24 protein-coding genes are annotated in these 18681 nt (G+C 69.5%); 11 read left to right on the forward strand and 13 right to left on the reverse strand.

The features are described from left to right. The first annotated feature begins 22 nt into the window (after positions 1-22). The 3 genes from ychF to VKQ35_RS18070 are packed head-to-tail and all read left to right on the forward strand — an operon-like array spanning position 23 to position 2497. Entirely contained in the window at positions 23-1120 is a 1098-nt protein-coding gene (gene ychF, locus VKQ35_RS18060; RefSeq protein WP_324364108.1) for a redox-regulated ATPase YchF, read from the forward strand. A 19-nt stretch (positions 1121-1139) separates the two neighbouring features. After that, complete coding sequence (locus tag VKQ35_RS18065) at positions 1140-1811, forward strand: dienelactone hydrolase family protein (protein ID WP_324364109.1); 672 nt, start codon at positions 1140-1142, stop codon at positions 1809-1811. 5 nt (positions 1812-1816) lie between these two features. Beyond that, positions 1817-2497 (forward strand): dienelactone hydrolase family protein, encoded by a 681-nt coding sequence (locus VKQ35_RS18070; protein WP_324364110.1) that lies wholly within the window; start codon positions 1817-1819, stop codon positions 2495-2497. 138 nt (positions 2498-2635) lie between these two features. Here VKQ35_RS18070 and VKQ35_RS18075 read toward each other — a convergent pair whose 3' ends face one another. After that, positions 2636-3139, reverse strand: coding sequence for a hypothetical protein (locus VKQ35_RS18075; protein WP_324364111.1), 504 nt, complete (start codon positions 3137-3139; stop codon positions 2636-2638). A 107-nt stretch (positions 3140-3246) separates the two neighbouring features. Between VKQ35_RS18075 and VKQ35_RS18080 the strand changes: the two genes are divergently transcribed. Then, positions 3247-4035, forward strand: coding sequence for a hypothetical protein (locus VKQ35_RS18080; protein WP_324364112.1), 789 nt, complete (start codon positions 3247-3249; stop codon positions 4033-4035). 306 nt (positions 4036-4341) lie between these two features. Here VKQ35_RS18080 and VKQ35_RS18085 read toward each other — a convergent pair whose 3' ends face one another. From VKQ35_RS18085 to petA, 3 genes are read right to left on the reverse strand one after another with little or no spacing between them, the layout of a single operon-like run. Continuing rightward, positions 4342-5187: a cytochrome c1 gene (locus VKQ35_RS18085; RefSeq protein WP_324364113.1), complete on the reverse strand. Its 846-nt coding sequence runs from the start codon at positions 5185-5187 to the stop codon at positions 4342-4344. 5 nt (positions 5188-5192) lie between these two features. Next, on the reverse strand, positions 5193-6512 hold the full coding sequence (locus VKQ35_RS18090) for a cytochrome b (RefSeq protein ID WP_324364114.1): 1320 nt from the start codon (positions 6510-6512) through the stop codon (positions 5193-5195). Between the two features lie 2 nt (positions 6513-6514). Then, the gene (gene petA, locus VKQ35_RS18095) at positions 6515-7069 is read right to left on the reverse strand and encodes a ubiquinol-cytochrome c reductase iron-sulfur subunit (protein ID WP_324364115.1); all 555 of its coding nucleotides are present in this window, start codon (positions 7067-7069) and stop codon (positions 6515-6517) included. A 215-nt stretch (positions 7070-7284) separates the two neighbouring features. Between petA and VKQ35_RS18100 the strand changes: the two genes are divergently transcribed. Together VKQ35_RS18100 and hemF are read left to right on the forward strand one after the other, a co-directional pair. Next, on the forward strand, positions 7285-7758 hold the full coding sequence (locus tag VKQ35_RS18100; RefSeq protein WP_324364116.1) for a tRNA (cytidine(34)-2'-O)-methyltransferase: 474 nt from the start codon (positions 7285-7287) through the stop codon (positions 7756-7758). An 11-nt stretch (positions 7759-7769) separates the two neighbouring features. Continuing rightward, on the forward strand, positions 7770-8660 hold the full coding sequence (gene hemF / locus VKQ35_RS18105) for an oxygen-dependent coproporphyrinogen oxidase (RefSeq protein WP_324364117.1): 891 nt from the start codon (positions 7770-7772) through the stop codon (positions 8658-8660). On the opposite strand, the gene VKQ35_RS18110 is transcribed toward hemF, so the two are convergent. The 8 genes from VKQ35_RS18110 to VKQ35_RS18145 form a co-directional block, all read right to left on the reverse strand. Continuing rightward, on the reverse strand, positions 8657-9367 hold the full coding sequence (locus tag VKQ35_RS18110; protein ID WP_324364118.1) for a type 1 glutamine amidotransferase: 711 nt from the start codon (positions 9365-9367) through the stop codon (positions 8657-8659). The two genes, hemF and VKQ35_RS18110, sit on opposite strands and share 4 nt — an antisense overlap. Positions 9368-9405: 38 nt before the next feature. Beyond that, positions 9406-9747, reverse strand: coding sequence for a hypothetical protein (locus tag VKQ35_RS18115; protein WP_324364131.1), 342 nt, complete (start codon positions 9745-9747; stop codon positions 9406-9408). 96 nt (positions 9748-9843) lie between these two features. Beyond that, the gene (locus VKQ35_RS18120) at positions 9844-11094 is read right to left on the reverse strand and encodes a CCA tRNA nucleotidyltransferase (protein ID WP_324364119.1); all 1251 of its coding nucleotides are present in this window, start codon (positions 11092-11094) and stop codon (positions 9844-9846) included. Then, the gene (locus VKQ35_RS18125; protein ID WP_324364120.1) at positions 11091-11396 is read right to left on the reverse strand and encodes a hypothetical protein; all 306 of its coding nucleotides are present in this window, start codon (positions 11394-11396) and stop codon (positions 11091-11093) included. Before VKQ35_RS18125 ends, VKQ35_RS18120 begins: the two co-directional genes overlap by 4 nt. After that, positions 11389-12039, reverse strand: a complete 651-nt coding sequence (locus VKQ35_RS18130) for a CoA pyrophosphatase (RefSeq protein WP_324364121.1) — start codon at positions 12037-12039, stop codon at positions 11389-11391. Before VKQ35_RS18130 ends, VKQ35_RS18125 begins: the two co-directional genes overlap by 8 nt. Further along, positions 12036-12608 (reverse strand): DUF1285 domain-containing protein, encoded by a 573-nt coding sequence (locus tag VKQ35_RS18135; RefSeq protein ID WP_324364122.1) that lies wholly within the window; start codon positions 12606-12608, stop codon positions 12036-12038. The genes VKQ35_RS18130 and VKQ35_RS18135 overlap by 4 nt, the downstream gene beginning before the upstream one ends. 31 nt (positions 12609-12639) lie before the next feature. Beyond that, entirely contained in the window at positions 12640-13182 is a 543-nt protein-coding gene (locus tag VKQ35_RS18140; protein WP_324364123.1) for an N-acetyltransferase, read from the reverse strand. Positions 13183-13380: 198 nt separating this feature from the next. Further along, on the reverse strand, positions 13381-14007 hold the full coding sequence (locus VKQ35_RS18145; protein ID WP_324364124.1) for a PEPxxWA-CTERM sorting domain-containing protein: 627 nt from the start codon (positions 14005-14007) through the stop codon (positions 13381-13383). Between the two features lie 82 nt (positions 14008-14089). On the opposite strand from VKQ35_RS18145, the gene VKQ35_RS18150 reads away from it, so the two are divergent. Next, on the forward strand, positions 14090-14245 hold the full coding sequence (locus VKQ35_RS18150; protein ID WP_324364125.1) for a hypothetical protein: 156 nt from the start codon (positions 14090-14092) through the stop codon (positions 14243-14245). A 298-nt stretch (positions 14246-14543) separates the two neighbouring features. Beyond that, a complete protein-coding gene (locus VKQ35_RS18155; RefSeq protein WP_324364126.1) occupies positions 14544-15236 on the forward strand; it encodes a PEP-CTERM sorting domain-containing protein in 693 nt (230 codons plus the stop codon). Positions 15237-15275: 39 nt separating this feature from the next. On the opposite strand, the gene VKQ35_RS18160 is transcribed toward VKQ35_RS18155, so the two are convergent. Beyond that, complete coding sequence (locus VKQ35_RS18160) at positions 15276-15656, reverse strand: helix-turn-helix transcriptional regulator (protein WP_324364127.1); 381 nt, start codon at positions 15654-15656, stop codon at positions 15276-15278. A gap of 33 nt (positions 15657-15689) precedes the next feature. Between VKQ35_RS18160 and VKQ35_RS18165 the strand changes: the two genes are divergently transcribed. The 3 genes from VKQ35_RS18165 to VKQ35_RS18175 all read left to right on the forward strand — a co-directional run. Further along, a complete protein-coding gene (locus VKQ35_RS18165; protein ID WP_324364128.1) occupies positions 15690-16730 on the forward strand; it encodes an alpha/beta hydrolase fold domain-containing protein in 1041 nt (346 codons plus the stop codon). 63 nt (positions 16731-16793) lie between these two features. Beyond that, on the forward strand, positions 16794-18047 hold the full coding sequence (locus VKQ35_RS18170) for an MFS transporter (RefSeq protein WP_324364129.1): 1254 nt from the start codon (positions 16794-16796) through the stop codon (positions 18045-18047). A gap of 32 nt (positions 18048-18079) precedes the next feature. Beyond that, positions 18080-18681, forward strand: a 602-nt coding sequence (locus tag VKQ35_RS18175) for an SDR family NAD(P)-dependent oxidoreductase (protein WP_324364130.1), incomplete at its 3' end; no start/stop codon positions are given.

Genomic DNA, 18681 nt, shown 5'->3' on the forward strand with positions numbered 1-18681 from the left:
GCTATCCCTCGAAGAGTAAATCATGGGTTTCAATTGCGGAATCGTCGGCCTGCCCAACGTCGGCAAGTCGACCCTGTTCAACGCGCTCACCGAGACCGCTGCGGCGCAGGCGGCGAACTATCCGTTCTGCACGATCGAGCCCAACGTCGGCGACGTGGCCGTGCCCGAGCCACGGCTGGCGCCGCTGGCGAAGATCGCCCAGTCCAAGGAGATCATTGCGGCCCGGATCAACTTCGTCGACGTGGCGGGGCTGGTGAGGGGCGCCTCGCAAGGCGAGGGGCTGGGCAACCAGTTCCTCTCCCACATCCGCGACTGCGACGCCGTGGCCTTCGTCGCCCGCTGCTTCATCGACGACGACATCACCCACGTCGAGGGCAAGGTCGATCCGCTCGCCGACCTGGAGACCATCGAGATCGAGCTGATGCTGGCCGACCTGGAGAGCCTGGAAAAGCGGGTGGTCAACCTCGAGAAGCGCGCCAAGGCCGGCGACAAGGAAAGCGCCCAGACACTTCGCCTGGTGCAGCTGGCGCTGGCCGAGCTGAACGCCGGCCGCCCGGCCCGCAAGGCGACCGTGGCCGCCGAGGACCAGAAGGCCTGGCAGATGCTGCAGCTGCTGACCTCCAAGCCCGCCCTCTACGTCGCCAACGTCGACGAGGCCGCCGCCGCCGAGGGCAACGAAATGTCGAAGCTGGTGGCCGAGCGCGCCGCCCGCGACGGCGCCGACAGCGTCGCCATCTCCGCCCAGATCGAGAGCGAGATCGCCATGCTCGACGCCGCCGAACGCGGCGAGTTCCTGGAGACGCTTGGCCTCGCCGAACCAGGCCTCAACCGGCTGATCCGCGAGGCCTATCATCTGCTCGGCCTGCAGACCTACTTCACCGCCGGCCCGAAGGAGGCGCGCGCCTGGACCATCCACAAGGGCGACACCGCGCCCCAGGCCGCCGGGGTCATCCACACCGACTTCGAGAAGGGCTTCATCCGCGCCGAGACCATCGCGTTTGACGACTATGTCCGCCTGAAGGGCGAGGCGGGCGCCAGAGACGCCGGCAAGCTGCGCCAGGAAGGCAAGGACTATGTCGTCAAGGACGGCGACGTGATGAACTTCCGCTTCAACGTCTAAACTTCGAGAGATCACGACCATGGCCGAGACCATCAAGATCGCCGGCGCCGACGGCTTCGAGTTCAACGCCTACCACGAGCCGGCCATGACGCCGCGCAAGGGCGGGGTGATCGTGATCCAGGAGATCTTCGGCATCGACGAGTACGTCCGCGCCGACGTCGCCCGCTGGGCCAAGATGGGCTACGAGGCCATCGCGCCCTCCATGTACGACCGCCGCGAGCCCGGCTTTCTGGCCAAGCACGACGACGCCGGCATCAAGGCCGGCGTGGCGCACGCCATGGGCACGCCCCGCGAGCAGGCCATGGGCGACATCGCCGCCTGCGCGGCCTTCCTGCGCACCCGCGGCGAGAAGGTCTGCATCGTCGGCTACTGCTACGGCGGCTCGCTGGCCTGGCTCGCGGCCGGCGCGGTGGACGGCCTCGCCGCCGCCTCCAGCTACTACGGCTCCATGGTGCAGGCCAACGCCGCCCAGGCGCTGAAGTGCCCGGCCATCGTCCACCTGGGCCGCACCGACCACGGCATCCCCGCCGACGAGGTGGCCGCCGCAGTCGCCGAGCACCACCCGGACACGCCCGTCTACATCTACGAAGGCGCCGGCCACGGCTTCAACAACGAGAGCCCCGAGCGCTACAACGCCGAGGCCGCCGACCTCGCCCGGCACCGCACGCTCGAGCTGTTCGACAAGGCCTAGGGCTGATGGGCGAGACCGTTCGCCTGACCAGCGCCAAGGATGGCTTCGAATTCGAGGCCTATCGCGCGGGCGTCAGCGACGCCCGCCGCGGCGGCCTGGTCATCCTGCACGCCATCTGGGGCGTCACCCCGCACCTGCGCGCGCTCGCCGACGACTACGCTGAGGGCGGCTACGAGGTCCTGGTCCCGAGCCTCTTCGACCGCCTGCAGCCGGGCTTCGCCCAGCGCGACACCGACCCGGACCTGATGGCGCAACAGATGGGTTTCGCCGAACAGACCCATTGGGGCGCAGACGTGCTCGACCTCGTACAGGCGGCGGTCGACGCCCTGGCGCCGCCCGTCTTCGCCATGGGCTTCTGCTTCGGCGGCACGGGCGCCTGGCTGGCGGCGGCGCGCTGCTCAGGCCTCGCCGCCGTCTCGTCCTTCTACGGCGGCCAGATCCCCGACTACCTGGCCGAAACCCCCAGGGTCCCGACCATCCTGCACCTCGGCAAGACCGACGAACTCATCCCGCCGGACCGCGTCGAAGCGATCCGCGAAGCCCACCCCGACCTGCCCGTCCACCTCTACGACGCCGGCCACGCCTTTGTGGCGCCCAATGGCTACCACGAGGACTCGGCGCGGCTGTCGAAGCTGCGGACGCTCGCGCACTTCAGCAAGAATTCGGGCGTGCGGGGCGAGAGCTGACTTACCTCCCCCGCGGAGCGGCGGGAGGGGGACCATCGGCCGAAGAGCCGATGGTGGAGGGGGCGAACCTCAGCCTCGGCGGATGGACCAGATTGTGTAGGGCGCAGCGGATGGGGCTCGCCCCCTCCACCACGCCCTCTACGGGGCGCGGTCCCCCTCCCGCCGCTCCGCGGGGGAGGTGACGATCCGCGCGCGGACCTCGGGATCGCGCTCCAGCACGCGGACCAGCACCGCCTGGGCGGCCAGGATGCCGATGCCGGCGGCGTAGCAGGCGAAGAGGTCGACGCCGACCACGCCGGTCTGCACGGCGCGGCCGATCTGGCGGTAGATCAAGAGGCCAGCCCCGATCAGCAGCGCCATCCCCACGATCACCGACCCTGGCGTCTGGCCAAAGCCCGCCTTGAAACTCATCCAGACGTATTTGGTGAGCCACCGCTTCAGCGGCCCGACCAAAAGCGGGATCGCCAGCGAGAAGCCCAGATAGGCGGCCGGCCACAGCAGCGTCCAGCGCAGGGTGAGCGCCGGACTCGCCGGGAAGCGGCCGAGCGCGTGCACCACCGCGGCCGCATAGATCAGGCTGGCGGCGGCCACCGTCAGGTCCTGCATGCGCTTGAAGTTCCGCCAGGCGGGGGAAAAGGCCATGGGAGCCAAGGTAGGCGCCGGTTTTGGCGTTCGAAAGGCGCCCGCTGACTTGAGCGCCCGTCGCGATGGCCTTGCGGCGCAGCTATGCTTTGCTTCGTGAACCCACCGTGAGTCGCGCGAGCCTCGCCCTTTCCGCCGTCTTGGCGCTGACCGCCGGCCCCGCGCTGGCGGGCGAGGCGCGGTGCTGGTTCGAGAACAATGTCATCGTGGTCGGCGCCGAGGTGATGGGCTGGCCCGGGGACTACATCCTCGACACCGCCACGCCCCACACCATCCTGGCCGAGAGCCAGGCGCAGACCGCTGGCTATGTGGAGACGGCCCTGAACGGCGAGATCCGGCTGGCGGGCCTGACCCTCCCCAACCGCCCGGTGCAGGTCCTGGCCATCGACCTGCGCACCGGCGCGCTCCCGACGCCCATCTCCGGCGTCATTGGCGCCGACGTCCTGAAGGGCTTCGTCCTGGACGTGCAGTTCAGGCCCTGCCGCGTCACCCTGAGCCCTCGCCCCCGCAAAGGTTTCGGTCCCGCCATCACGCTCCCCATGGATTGGCTGGCCGACCGCCCGGTGGTGCGCGCCGCGGTGTCGGACGGCCCTCACGCCTTCTCCGGCGCCTTCACCCCAGGCATCGGCGCCGACACCGCGATCCGCCTCAGCGACGCGCTCGCCGCCGCCCCGGGCGCGCCCAAGCCCAAGGAGCTCTACCCCTATGGCATCGCCTTCCCACGCCTGCGCGCGCTGTCCTTCGCCGGCGCCCTGTCGGAGAACCTGCCCGCCGGCCTGATGAAAGCCGAGGACCCGGCGCTGGCCGGCCAGATCGGGACGCAGCTGCTGTCCCACTACCGCCTGCGCTTCGACTTCCCGGCGGGCAAACTGCTACTCGCCCCGGTGAAGCCCTAGCGCCCTAAGATCGGCCACGGAAAACACGGAAAGAGCACGGAAAGAGGATTCAACCACGGACGGACACAGACGCACACGGACGCGTTTTGCTCACCGCGAGCGCAGCTCGCCTTCTGATCCTAGGGCAGAGCCCACCGGAAGATGGCCTTCGGCCTTTCAAGCGGCAGGACAGGTCCGTGTGCGTCTGTGTCCGTCCGTGGTTGAATCTTCCACTTTCTTCTTCCGTGCTCTTTCCGTGCTTTCCGTGGCCAAAAAGAAAGGGCCCCGGCTCGCGCCGAGGCCCTCATGTTCGCGAAGAACACCGAGCTAGTGCTCGACGTTGCGCCACAGCCGCTTGTAGCTGGCGTAGAGCAGGCCCGAGAAGATCAAGAGATAGATCATCGCCCCGAAGCCGAACTGCTTGCGCTCCTCCATCTTGGGCTCGGCGGCCCACATCAGGAAGGCGGCCACGTCGGTGGCTTCCTCCTGCACCGTGGACGGCTTGCCGTCGTCGAAGGTCACCTTGCCGGGCGCCAGCGGCGGGGGCATGCCGATCATGCCGCCCTCGGGCACCGCCTTGGGCGAGCCGTGCCAGCTGCCCGACAGGTCGCCGGGGAAGTAGGGGTCGTAGTACTTGCCGGTCGGGATCGTCAGGCCCGCGGGCGGGTTCCTGAATCCGGTGAGCAGCGAATAGATGTAGCGCGGGCCGCCTTCGCGGGCCTTGGCCATCACCGACAGGTCAGGCGGAGCCTTGCCGCCATTGGAAGCGGCCGCGGCGTATTCGTTGGCGAAGGGCGCCGGGAACTTGTCGGCCGGCGTCGCCGGACGGCTGATCACGTCGCCCGTGTCGGTGTCGATGTCCTTGACCTGGATGTCATGGGCCAGCGACTTCACCACCGGGTTGTTGTTCGGGTTGGGGTACTTCGGGTCGTAGAACGGCCCGCCCTTCTGCCCGAGGTTGCGGAAGGACATCTGCTCCATCGAGTGGCAGGCCGAGCAGACCTCCCGATAGACCTTGTAGCCCCGCTGGACCTGTTCCTTGTCGAACTTGCCGAACGGGCCCTCGAACGACCAGTGGACGTCGGCGGGCTCCTTCTCGGTGGTGGCGCCGAGCGCCGGACCAGCCAGAAGGACGAGCCCGAGCGCCGCGAACGCGAAACCTTTGCGCAGCATCAGGCTCAACCCCTCTTTTCAGGCGACGCCACGGCGCCGGCGGGCGCGGAGGCGGGATGCGACAGGACGGGCGAGGAGATCGACTCCGGCACAGCCAGCGGGGTCTCGGTGAGCCCCAAGAGCGGTGTGATCACCCAGAAGTAGGCGAAGTAGTAGAGCGCCCCGATCCGCGAGAGCCACACGTAGCTGTCGAGGTCGGCGTCCAGGAACTGCACGCCGCCGCTGTGCGGGATCACCAGGTCGTCCGGCGCGTGGGCGCCGCAGACGCCCAGCACCAGGCAGGCCAGGATGAAGATGAAGTAGTAGATCCGCGCCGTCGGGCGGTAGCGCATGGAGCGCACCTTCGACGTGTCGAGCCAGGGCAGCACGAACAGCGTGCCGATGGCCGCGAACATGAACAGCACGCCCATCAGCTTGTTCGGGACGGCCCTCAGGATCGCGTAGAACGGCAACAGGTACCATTCCGGCACGATGTGCTGCGGGGTCTGCAAGGGGTTGGCCTTGACGTAGTTGGCCGCGTCGCCAAGCGCGTCGGGCATGTAGAAGACGAAGGCCGCGTAGACGATCAGGAACACCGAAATCGCGAAGCCGTCCTTCACCGTGTAGTACGGGTGGAAGGGCACCGTGTCGGTCTCGGACTTCACGTTCACGCCGGTCGGGTTGTTGTTCCCCGGCACGTGCAGCGCCCAGATGTGCAAGCCCACGACGCCGGCGATCATGAACGGCAGCAGGTAGTGCAGCGAGAAGAAGCGGTTCAGCGTCGGGTTATCCACCGCGAAACCGCCCCACAGTAGCGTGGTGATCGACGGGCCGACCACGGGGATCGCGCCGATCAGGTTGGTGATCACCACCGCGCCGTGGAAGCTCATCTGGCCCCAGGGCAGCACGTAGCCGAAGAAGCCGGTGGCCATCATCAGGAGGTAGATGATGCAACCCAGGATCCACAGCACCTCGCGCGGCGCCTTGTAGGAGCCGTAGTAGAGGTTGCGGAAGATGTGGATGTAGACCGCCAGGAAGAACATCGAGGCGCCGTTGGCGTGCATGAACTGCACGAGCCAGCCGTAGTTCACGTCGCGCCGGATGTGCTCGACCGAGTTGAAGGCGAGGTCCGCGTTGGGAACATAGTGCATCGCCAGGATGATGCCGGTGACGATCTGGATGCCCAGCATCAGCGAGAGCACCCCGCCGAAGGTCCACCAGTAGTTCAGGTTCTTCGGCGTCGGGAAGGTGACGATGGTGTCGTTGGCGAAGCGGATGATCGGCAGGCGAGAATCCAGCCAGCGCTCAAAACCCGACTTCGGCTCGTAGGTTGAATGTCCGCTCATGCTCAGCCGACCTTGATCTTGGAGTCAGAGAGGAACGCATAGTCCGGAACCGCCAGGTTCAGCGGGGCTGGGCCCCGGCGGATGCGGCCGGAGGTGTCGTAGACCGAGCCGTGGCAGGGGCAGAGCCAGCCGCCGTAGTCGCCGCCGCCGAAGGTCGGCACGCAGCCCAGGTGCGTGCAGACGCCGACCAGCACCAGGTACTGCGCCTTGCCGGGCTTGTGGCGGCTCTCGTCGGTCGCCGGATCGCGCAGATCGGCGTGATCGTCCTTGATCGCCGCTTCGATTTCCTTGGCCGTGCGGTAGCGGACGAAGAGCGGCTTGCCGCGCCACTTCACCACCACCTGCTGGCCCTCGACGACCTTCGACAGGTCGAACTCGATGGAGGCGAGCGCGAGCGTGTCGCCGGCCGGGTTCATCTGGTCGATGAACGGCCAGGCGAGACCGCCAACCGCGCCAAGCGCGGCGACGCCGGCGGCGATGTGGATGAAGTCACGACGGTTCGGGTCGTCACCCGAAGCGTGCAGATCGGGACTTGCGCCCGCGACGGTGTCAGCCACCTAAAACTACCCTTCGTTTCAAGGCCCGCCGCAGAGCTTGCGGGGCCTTAGTCTTTGGACCCAACCAGACGCTCTGGTAAGGCCTTTTTCGTCACGACAGGTTCGCACAGAACGCACTGACCGGGAGCCCCCTGGACGCCCGACCCGGCGCCTTGCGAGACCTCTCCCGTGATTCGTACTTCCACCCCGGCCTAACCCGTCGCGGATCGCTTAGAATGCGTTTGGCCCTTTTTCAACCGGACATTCCGCAAAACGTCGGCGCCGCCCTGCGCCTGGGCGCCTGTCTTGGCGTCCCGATCGACGTGATCGAGCCCTGCGGCTTCCCGCTTTCCGACGCCGGCGTGCGCCGCGCGGCCATGGACTACGGCGCTCTGGCCGACCTCACCCGCCACCCGTCCTGGGCCGATTTCCTTGGCAGCCCGCAGCGCGCGGCGGGCCGCCTGATCCTCTTCACCACCAAGGGCGCGGCGCCCCTGCACGGCTTCGAATTCCAGGCCGGCGACACCCTCCTCTTCGGCCGCGAGAGCTCGGGCGCGCCGCCGGAGGTGCATGAGGCCGCCGACGTGCGCCTGTTCATCCCGCTGGCGCCCGGCGCCCGCTCCTTGAACCTGACGGTCAGCGCCGCGATCGCCCTTTCCGAGGCGCTTCGGCAGACCGATGGCTTCCCAACAGGGGCGCCGAGCGGCTAGCAAGCGGGTCCATGACCACCACCTCCTCCAATCTGTCGCCCGAAATCCTCGCCCGCCGCGATCGCGCCAAGGCCTGGTTCGAGTCGCTGCAGACCCGCATCGTCGCCACCCTCGAACAGCTCGAGGACGAGGCGCCCTCGGAGCTCTATCCCGACCCGCCGGGCCGCTTCGACCTGCGCCCCTGGACGCGGGAGACCGGGACCGGCGGCGGCGTCGGCGGCCACTTCCGCGGGCGCCTGTTCGAGAAGGCCGGGGTCCACACCTCGGCGGCGACGGCGAAGTTCTCGCCGGAGATGGCCAAGACCATGCCGGGCGCCGAGGTCGACCCCTCCTACGTCTCGGCCTCGATCAGCCTGATCGTCCATCCGCGGTCGCCGCGCGTGCCCACCGTCCACATGAACACCCGCTTCCTGTCGACCGCGGAGAGCTGGTTCGGCGGCGGGGCGGACCTGACCCCCATGCTGGACGAGCAACGGACCCAGGAAGCCGACGACACGGTCCTCTTCCACAAGGCCATGCAGGACGCCTGCGATCCTTTCGACCCCGATTGGTATGGAAAGTACAAGGCCTGGTGCGAGGAGTACTTCTTCCTGCCGCACCGGGGCGAGATGCGCGGCGTCGGCGGCATCTTCTACGACCGCCACAACACCGGCGATTTCGAAAAGGACTTCGCCTTCACCCGCGCGGTCGGCGAGGCCTTCCTCGACGTCTATCCCAAGATCGTCCGCCACCACATGGACGAGCCCTGGGACGACGCCGACCGCGCCCAGCAGCTGGTCCGCCGCGGCCGCTACGTCGAGTTCAACCTGCTCTACGACCGCGGCACCATGTTCGGCCTGAAAGCCGGCGGCAACATCGAGACGATCCTGAGTTCCATGCCGCCGCTGGTCGCCTGGACCTAGGCGCTCTCCGCCAGGAACGCCGCGATCCAGCCGCCCAGCCGCGCCCGGTCGTCGGGCGCCTCGAAACTCGCCAGGCCCTGCTGGGCCTGCTCCGGCGTCAGCGGGCCGTCGACGCGGCTCTGGATCAGCGCCTTGGCGTAGGCTGGATCGAATTCCGGATGCGGCTGCATCGAGATCGCCCGCTCGCCCGGCCACACCAGCCCCGCGAAGGGCGTGAAGTCGCTGGCCGCCCAGACTTCGGCGCCCGGCGGCTGTTCCACCACCTGGTCCTGGTGGCTGGCCGGCAGGCGGATCGCCTGCGCCGGATCGCCCGCCATCCAGGGTTCCTGCCGCAGCACCCGGTAGTCGTGCTCGCCGACCGCCCAGCCCTTGGGCGACTTGATCACCTTGCCCCCGAAGGCCTGGGCCATGATCTGGTGGCCAAGGCAGACGCCGACCAGCGCCGCCTGCCCCTTGGCCGCCCGCAGGAAGTCCTCGAACGGCGCGATCCACGGCAGCGGCTCGTAGGCGCCCGCGGCACCGCCGGTGATCAGATAGCCGTCGCACGCGGTGGGACTGGCCGGCAGCTCGCCCTCGTCGACATTGAACGTCCGCCAGTCGTAGGCGTCCCGCCCCAGCAGCCCCTCGAACATGTCGGGATAGGTCCCGAACTCGGGAATGCAGGCCCTGGGCGGGCGGCCGGTCTTGAGGATTCCGATCCTGGTCATGGACCGGGGGCATAGCAGAAAGCCATGCCCCCGCGCAGCTACGGCCGCGCGTGGCGCTCGATCATCCCGTTCACGCCGACCGCGACGAGCCCGGCCAGGGCGCCCAGCCCCACCAGCAAGGCGATCTCCGCGATGCCCGGCGCCAGGTCTTTCGACGTCGCCGCCTGTGGAAGCCGCGCGATGGTCTGGGTCATGTGCAAGGCGTTCAGCGCGCCAGCGAGCAGGCCGAGCGCCGGTCCGGCGATGCACAGCTGCGACGCGAAGATCGATCGCGGCGCGCCGCGCCGCCACGCCCTGGCCGCCGCTACGAGCGCCGCCGGCAGGCTGAGGAGCAGGGCCGCCATCACCAGCTTCTGCGGCAAAGCCGCATCCGCGAACACGTCCGCCAACCCCAACATCGCCACCCCTCCAAGGTTCATCGCTCGCGACGGTGCCTGGAAATATGACAGATGTAAATCTCAATCGCGCCGCGCCGGCTAGAACGCCATCCCCTGCACCACCGACTTCAGCTTCTCGATGGTCGACATCCTGTCGTCGATGAAGTCGTGGTCGACCCACCAGTCCTCCACCTCGCGCAGCACCTGGCCGACCATCGGGCCCCTGGGCGCGCCGGCGGCGATGACGTCCTCACCGGTCAGCGGAAAGGCGGGCCGCGTCCAGCCTTCACCCAGCGCGATCATGCCGCGCCATTGCGGCGTGGTCGCCGACCGGTCGGCCCGCGCCCAGGCGAGCTTGGCGCGGTCGCGGAACGGCTGCGCGCCCAGGCGGTAGACCGTCCGCCGGATCTCGCGCGGGCTCATCCAGCTCTTGAACTCCGGCGTCCGCGCGAGCGCTGCGGCGATCCGGTCCCGCTCGGCGTTGGCCAGCCGCAGACGCTCGGCGAACCGCATCGCGCCCGCCTGGTCGTCCGGCAGCAGGGCCGCCAGCCGCAGCACTGGGTCGTTCTCGAACAGCTGATCGTCCTCGATGGCCACCAGGCCGTTGAACCGCTCCAGATCGATCGGCGCCGGCAGCACCTCGCCCAGCACCCCGCTCTGCGCCATCAACGCCACCGCCTCGCGCGGATCGTCGGCCGCCAGCAGCTTCAGCAGTTCCTTGGAGACCCGCTCCGCCGAGAGCGTCTCGATCCCGTCCTTCAGCGCCTCGCAGGCCTCCAGCGCCGCCGCGTCGGCCGGGCTGGCGCCATACCAAGCGAAGAAGCGGAAGAACCGCAGGATGCGCAGGTAGTCCTCCCGCACCCGTTCCTCGGCCTCGCCCACGAAGACGATGCGCCCGGCCCGCGCGTCGGCGCAGCCGTGCCCCGTCGGGTCGAACACGCTCCCGTCGCGGCTGGCGTAGAGGCTGTTCAGGGTGAAGTCGCGGCGTCGCGCGTCTTCCGCCCAATCGTCGGTGAAGGCCACCACCGCACGCCGGCCATCGGTCGCGACGTCGCGGCGCAGGGTGGTGATCTCGAACGGCTTGCCGCCGGCGACCGCCGTCACCGTGCCATGCTCGACGCCGGTCGGCACGGCCTTCAGTCCGGCCGCTTTCAGCGCGGCGGTCACCTCGTCGGGCGTCAGTCGCGTGGCGATGTCGATGTCGCTGACCGGCTTGCCGATCAGGGTGTTGCGCACGCAGCCGCCCACGAAGCGCGCACAGTCGGCGCCGCCCGCCGCCTCCAGGGCGTCCAGCACCGCCGCCGTGTCGGCTGCGGTCATCCAGGGGCGTTGGCCGAGGGTCTCGCTCATTTGGCCCAGTTCCTAGGCGAAGGCGGCCCAGGCGCTCGCGGGCCCTTCTCGAAATAGCCCTTGCTCACCGTGCCGTCGGGGCGGACCTGGCCCGGCACATAGACCTCGCGCCGGTTGTCGGGATGGAAGATGGCCGTCGCGACCAGCGAAAGGCCGACCAGCACCAGCCCGATCACCGCCAGCCAGGCCCAGGGCGTCGAGCCCATCGGCCGGCCCGTGCGCTTCGCCCAGAAACCCCAGACGAACCACACCGCGAACGGGGCGGCGACCAGCAGCAGGCGCCAGAAGACGATCTCAGGCAACGGCGGCTCCATAGAGCCGGTCGTAGAGCGCCCGCAGCATCCCCGCCGTGGCGCCCCAGATGAACCGGTCCTCGTGGGTATAGGCGTAGAAGCGCCGCTTTTCACCGGACGGCAGCTCCCGCTCGTGCTCCTCCAGATTGGCCGGGTCCATCAGGAAGCCGAACGGCGTCTCGAAGATGTCGGCCACCTCGTCGGGATTGGCCGTGAGCGTGAAGCCCGGCCGCACGAAGCCCACGACCGGCGTGATCAGATAGCCGGTGCCGGTGCGGTAGGGCGTCGAGAGGCCCGCCACGCTGACGAACCCCGGCTCCAGCCCGATCTCCTCGTGCGCCTCGCGCAGCGCCGTCTGCCAGGGCGTCTCGCCGGGATCGCGCCTGCCGCCCGGCAGCGCGATCTGGCCGGTGTGGCGGCGCAGCGTGTCGGCCCGCCGGGTCAGGATCACGTTCAGCCCCTGCTCGCGTTCCACCAGCGCGATCAGGACCGCGGCCGGGGTAGGCGGACCCTCGCTCGGATCGGGGTAGGCGCGCGAGAGGTCGAAGTCGGAGCGCTGCGGCCCGGCCTGCGACTGTTCGTAGGTCTCCAGCGGATCCAGATGGTCGCCGATCCAGTCCCGCAGGTCGCCCCGCCCGCCCAGCAGGCTCACAGCTGGTGCGCTCTCGCCGGGCCCACCGGATACCAGGCGCCGTTCGAGGCCACGCCCAGCGTCGGGCCGTCGCTCGTCTCCCGCTCCTCGGCCAGCTCCACCAGTTCGTAGAACACCGGCCGCGCGATCAGCGCCTCCAGGCCGCGCCGCACATGCAGATAGGGCCGCGGCTCGCCGTCCTGGCCCATCTCGACGCGGATGTAGTTCTCCGGCCCCGCTTCGACCTCGTCGCCGACGTTGGTCAGGAAGCGCAGGGCCTCGCCCACCCGGTCCACCCGGGTGGCGATGAATGGCGCGTCCTCGACGGTGATCTTCATCTTCTCCACCGGGGTCACCAGGTGGATGCCGTCGGGGTCCTTGCGCAGCACCGTGGAGAACAGGCGCACCAGCGCCTCGCGCCCGATCGGCGTCCCCTCGTGGAACCAGACCCCGTCCTTGCGGATGACGATGTCGATCTCGCCGCAGTGCGCCGGATTCCACAGATGCACCGGCGGCAAGCCGCGGCCCGGCGCCTGCTTCGCCGCCGCGACGATCCCCTCGAGTCCCGGTCTCACCGCTTCGTCGGCCATGCGGTGAAGGTAGGCGCGCCCGCCGGTCGCCTCAAGCGGGCTCGACGGGCCCGGCGAGCTCGCCGGCCTCGGCGGTCAGCGCACGCACCAGCACGCGCCGCTGATCCACCGGCCCGGGCAGGATGACCGCCCGGCCGGGCGCGGTGGCGAAGCCCACGCGGCTGAAGTAGGTCTCGTCGCCCACCAGCACCACATGGCTCTGGCCGGCGGCCTGCGCGGCCTCGCAGGCGCGCGCGATCAGCCGCGCGCCAAAGCCAGCGTTGCGCTCCCCCAGCTCGACGGCGAAGGGGCCCAGGAACATCACCGGCTGGCCGCCCACGCGGACATGCCACATGCGCGCACAGCCCAGCAGGCGCAGGTCCCCCCGCGACTCCGGGCTCCAGGCGCAGACGGACATCTCCGGCGCGAAGGTCGCGAACTCGCGCACCCGCTCGGAGGACTTGGCGTAGCGGCCGGGGCCGAAGGCGCGCTCGATTAGCGCGTCGACCAGCGGCCCGTCTTCGGGCCGTTCGAACTGCAGGGTGATCGCCGGCGGCGACGCCCCCGGCTGGGCTGGGGTGGACTGGGCGGACATGGGCTTTGGGATACTCGACAGGGACGACGAAAATCCGAACGCGCGGCCCTGAAATGGGCGCGCATCCGGAGGCGGATTAGCAGGCGCGGGTCGCGCGCCCGGTTCGTCGCAGTCGTCGCATGGCCGGAAGACCTGTGGTCGAGGCCGGCGCAAATAGGGGCGATTGGCCCCAAGGTCAATCTCGGGGCCGCCTCACCGTCAGGCCGGAGCCTTCCGCCGCCGGCTTCGCAGCGCCGCGCCGGCTAGGCCGAAGCCCGCGATCATCAGCGCCCAGGCGGCGGGTTCGGGCGCCGCGCCGCCGACGGCCTGGAGCCCATCGAAACTGTCCCCCGTGATGGTGAAGTTGCTCCAGCTTGTGCTGCCGGCGGCGCCGTTGTTGTTGCCGTTCTCGAAATAGAATTCGAGGGCGACGGGCCCCTGGAGATTGGCGGCGGAGGACGTCTGGCGGACGTCGAAGGAATTCCCGCCGCCGATGCCGACGCCGATGGTCACCACGCCGCCGATCCGCCGGATCTGGAATGAGTTCACGAAATCGCCGCCGGAATGGAAGAAGCCGCGCTCGATCTGGGCCGGGTTGTCGTCCATGTTGTCACCGAGGCCGACGGCGAAATTCTCGTCGCTGACCCCAAACAGGTTGGCGACGCCGCCGGCGTTGAAATTGGCCTGGAAGACTCCCGCCTCCTGGTTGCCGCAGAGATTGCAGGCCGGCGCGAACCCGGAGAAGTCGCCGGTGATGGTGGCGGTGAAGTCGCCGTTCACCGTGAAATTCGTGGAGACGATGCCAACCGCCGTGCCGGCGCCCCTGCCCTGGCCGATCGCCGCCACGCCGCCGCCGACCGCGACGCCGACACTGCCTGTCGGGGAAAAGCTAAGGTTCGGGTCCAGGCCTGGACCGGAAAAGTCAGCCGTGAACGTGGTCGCGCCCGCCGCGCTCGCGGAAAGCAGCGCGGCCGTCAAAGCCACGGCGGCGAAACCTGACGGTCGCCGCGATCCCAACATCTTCAAGCCCGTCATCACCCAACCCCTTGCCTGCTGTTCCAGCGGAACGATGGCGCAAGGTTAGGCGCCCGACCGGACGCGTCGTCTCCCAAATGGGGTATGAAAATCGGATTTTATGCGCCTCGAAGGCGAGCGCCCGCCGGGCTCAGGGCCGCGGGACAATCGCCGCCAGCGCGCCCTGCCGATTGACCCCGGTCTTGGCGAAGACCGACTGGCTGCGGGCCGCGCCCACCGAAGCCGGCGAGCCTGGCTCGCCCGAGGGGGGAAGATGGTGGCGTTTTCATACCCCATTTGGGGGATGTCGCCACAAGCGAGGCCGTTACGGTCACTCGTCGCGGTTGTGCGGCCGATGGGGGAAACTCATGAAACCGTTCTTGGCCGGGGCCAGCGCCAAATTCCGTCTTGCGGGCCTCGCGCTCGCCCTTGCCACCGCAGCAACCGCCGGCGCGGCCCGCGCCCAGGACGGGCACGTCTATCTCACCGAACGGGGCGGTGTCCTGACCTACGACCTGTCGCTGCACGGCTACGCCGCCACCGGGACGGCCGACGCCGCGCCGCAGGGGGACCAGTGGGGCATCGGCAGCGGGGATGGGCCGCTCCCCCTGGTCTATCCTTTCGCCAACCACGACGGTTCCGTCACGGCGGCCTACTACGAAATCGCCTGGCGCGAGCCGGGCGGCAGGGACCTCTACAATATCCTGTTCTGGTCGCCGAGCGGCAACCGCGGCACGACGGTCCTCACGATATTGAGCGATGCGCCGGCCGCCGGGCCAATCTTCGTCTTCAACTACAGCCTGGGCGGCGACTGCGGCGCGCCGAGCCCCGGCGGCCCGATGGCCTGCCCGATCCTCGACAACAATCAGACCTTCACCTTCGCGGACGAAGCCATCGTGAATTCCACCGCCTATTTCGGCAATGTGACGGTGAGCTTCAACGACCTCGGCGACACCGCCGCCGGCGCGCCGGAGCCGGGGACGTGGGCGCTGATGGCCGTCGGCTTCGGCGGCCTGGGCCTCATGCTGCGCAGCCGCCGCACGGCCGCGGCATGCGCCTAGGGCGTCGTCGGTGGTCGCGCGCCGGGGGCGGCGAACGGCTCAGGGCCGCGGGACGATCGCCGCCAGCGCGCCCTGCCGATTGACGCCGGTCTTGGCGAAGACCGACTTCAGCTGGCTGCGCACCGTGCTGACCGCGACGCCGAACACCTCGGCATAGCCGGCCACCGAGCCGCCTTCGCCCAGGTACATGGCCAACCTGGCCTCGGTGATCGTCAGGCCGAAATCGCGCATCAGTTTCTCGTGCCGCTTGGCCTGGTTGGCCACCTCCGCCGCCTTGAGCGCGCTGAGGCGCCGCCGGATCTCCGGGCGGCTCGAATTCAGCGCCGCCTCCAGCCGTCGGCCGATGCTGGGATAGAGCTCGGCATAGGCGATTCCCTCGCCGAATAGGCGGGATCGGGACTTCGGGCTATCCTCCGGCATTGCAGCGTTATCCAGCGGGCGGTGGGGCCGAGTATGGACGCAACTGTTTTCGACGGCCAGATCGAGCAAGCAGGTCAGGGCGTGCGCCTGATCGACATGGAGTTGGCCACGCCGCTCGGCCGCCTGCGCGCGCTCGCGCGGCGCCTGCGTTTCCGCCGCGATCAGGCGCTCATCACCCTTGGGCTGCGCCACGGCCTGAAGCTTTGGCTGCGCGACCGCGCCGCGGCGACCGACTTCATCGCGCGCGGCCGCGACAAGCACGCGCGCCTGAGCGCCGCCCTTTCGGCGATCGTCGACGCCAACGCCGTGCGCGTCGCCGCCCCCTATTCTCCGCTCGCCGCCCCGCCGGCCCCCAGCGAATGGTTCGCACCCGTGAAGGGCGAGCCGGACGGCTTCGTCTTCTACGTGCACGGCGGCTCGTTCATCGCCGAGCGCAGCGCCCGGCTCACCGCCATGGTGGCGCGCTTCGCGGCGGCGGCGAACGCGCGGGTGTTCGCCCCCAGCTACCGCCTGGCGCCGGAGGATCCCTGCCCCGCGGCGGTGGACGACATCGTCGCCGCCTACCGCTGGTTCCGCGAGACCTGGCCGGACGAGCCGATGGTCGCGCTGGCCGACTCCGCCGGCTCCGCCGTCCTGCTGGCCGCCCTGCAGGAGCTGCGCGACGACGGCGACGCCCTGCCCGACGGCATCGTCCTGCTGTCCCCCTGGGTGGACCTGTCGCTGCAGAGCTGGTCGGTGGTCGCCGCCAGCATGAGCGGCACGACCGGCTCGACCATGGAGTCCCTGGCGCTGATGGCGCATCTCTACCTGCAGGGCAAATGCGCCACCGATCCCATCGCCTCCCCGCTCTACGGCGACTTCTCCGGCTTCCCGCCGATGCTGATCCACGCGTCGAAGGGCGACATCCTGTTCGACGACGCCGTGCGGCTGGCCGACCGGATGCGCGAATTCGGCGGCGATCTCACCGTGCGCCTGTGGGAGGCCGAAACCCACGTCTGGGAGCAGACCAGCACGCCCTGCGCGCGCCAGTCCATCGAACTGGCCTCCGGCTTCATCCGCCGCTGCCTGGACTGAGGCGTTAGGCGGTAACGCAGGCGTTGCGGGCCGGCGCCGGTTTGAGGCAGGTTGCACCTGCCCATGGCCGAGACCGTTCCCCTGCCCGTCCCCTCGGCCCGCGCTCTCCTGAAGGAGCGCGACTACCTGTTCTTCTGGGTCTCGCGCTGGACCGGCGGGTTCGCCGCCCAGATCCAGAGCGTCGCCATGGGCTGGCAGATGTACGCCTTGGCGCGCCTGACCCACACGGTGAAGGAAAGCTCGTTCCTGGTGGGGATGATCGGGCTCGCCGCCTTCATTCCGGTGTTCCTGCTCACCCTGCCGGCGGGCGAGATCGCCGACCGCCACGACCGCAAGAAGGTGCTGCTGGTCTGCTACGCCGGCGAGGTCGCCACCGTCCTGACGCTCGCCGTCGCCACCTGGCGCGGAGCCGCCTCGGTCCCCATGCTGCTGATCGTCGGCTTCCTGTTCGGGGCGGCGCGGGCCTTCTTCAACCCCGCCTCGACCGCGCTCGGACCGATGCTGGTGCCGCGAGACCTCCTGCCGCGGTCGATCGCCTGGAATTCCCTGGCCTGGCAGACCGCCTCGATCATCGGCCCCGCGGCCGGCGGCCTCCTGGTCGCGACCTCGCCGGCCTGGGCCTATTTCACCACCTTCGCCCTCTATGGCGTCGCCGCCGCCTGCACGCTCGCCGTCCGCAAGAGCGGCCAGCCGGTGGTCAATCCCGGCTCGCGCTGGACCCTCATGAAAGAGGGCCTCGCCTACGTCTGGAACCAGAAGATCGTCTTTGGCGCCATCAGCCTCGACCTCTTCGCGGTGCTGCTGGGCGGCGCGACCGCGCTGCTGCCGGTCTTCGCCCGCGACATCCTGCACGTAGGGCCCCAGGGCTTCGGCCTCCTGCGCTCCGGCCCGGCCATCGGGGCGACGGTCGTGGCCCTGCTGCTGGCGGCCAATCCGATCCGCAAGAAGGCCGGGGTGTTCATGTTCGCCGGCGTGGCGACCTTCGGCGTCGCCACCTGCGTCTTCGCGCTCTCGAAGAGCCTGGCGCTGTCGGTGGCGGCGCTGGCCATCCTCGGCGGGGCCGACATGCTCAGCGTCTACGTCCGCCAGACGCTGGTCCAGCTGGTCACGCCCGACGCCATGCGCGGCCGGGTCGCCGCCGTCTCATCGGTGTTCATCGGCGCCTCCAACGAGCTGGGCGAATTCGAGAGCGGAGTCGCGGCCCGCTTCTTGGGTCCCGTCGGCGCGGCCCTGTTCGGCGGGGTCGGCGCGGTGATCGTCACCGGCTCGTGGGCCTTCCTGTTTCCCGCCTTGCGCAAGGCGGACCGCCTCGAATAACTGTCGCCCCATAGATCCTAGGGAGAATTCAGATGGGCGCGTTAGACGGCAAGGTGGTCCTGGTTACAGGCGGCGGCAACGGCATCGGGCGCGACTGCGCCCTGATCGCGGCCCAGGAAGGCGCGAAGGTCGTGGTCAACGACCTCGGCGGCAGCCTCAAGGGCGACGACGAAGGCTCCGCCTCGGCGGCCGAGAAGGTCTGCGAAGAAATCCGCGCCGCCGGCGGCGAAGCCGTCTCCAACTCCGACAGCGTGACCAACCTCGACGCCGTCTACGGCATGGTCGACCTGGCCAAGAAGACCTTCGGCGGCCTGCACGCGGTGATCAATCCGGCGGGCATCCTGCGCGACGTGATGTTCCACAAGATGACCGAGCAGGACTGGGACGCGGTGATCGCGGTCCACATGCGCGGCTCCTTCAACGTGGCCCGCGCCACCATCGAGCTGTTCCGCGAACAGAACGACGGCGCCTATATGTTCTTCACCTCGACCAGCGGCCTGTTCGGCAACATCGGCCAGGCCAACTATGGCGCGGCCAAGATGGGCATCGCGGGCCTCTCGCGGATCATCGCCATGGAGGGCGCCCGCAACAACGTGCGCTCCAACTGCCTGGCGCCGGTCGCCTGGACGCGGAT

The organism is Phenylobacterium sp. (assembly GCF_035309685.1).
Taxonomy (GTDB): Bacteria; Pseudomonadota; Alphaproteobacteria; order Caulobacterales; family Caulobacteraceae; genus Phenylobacterium.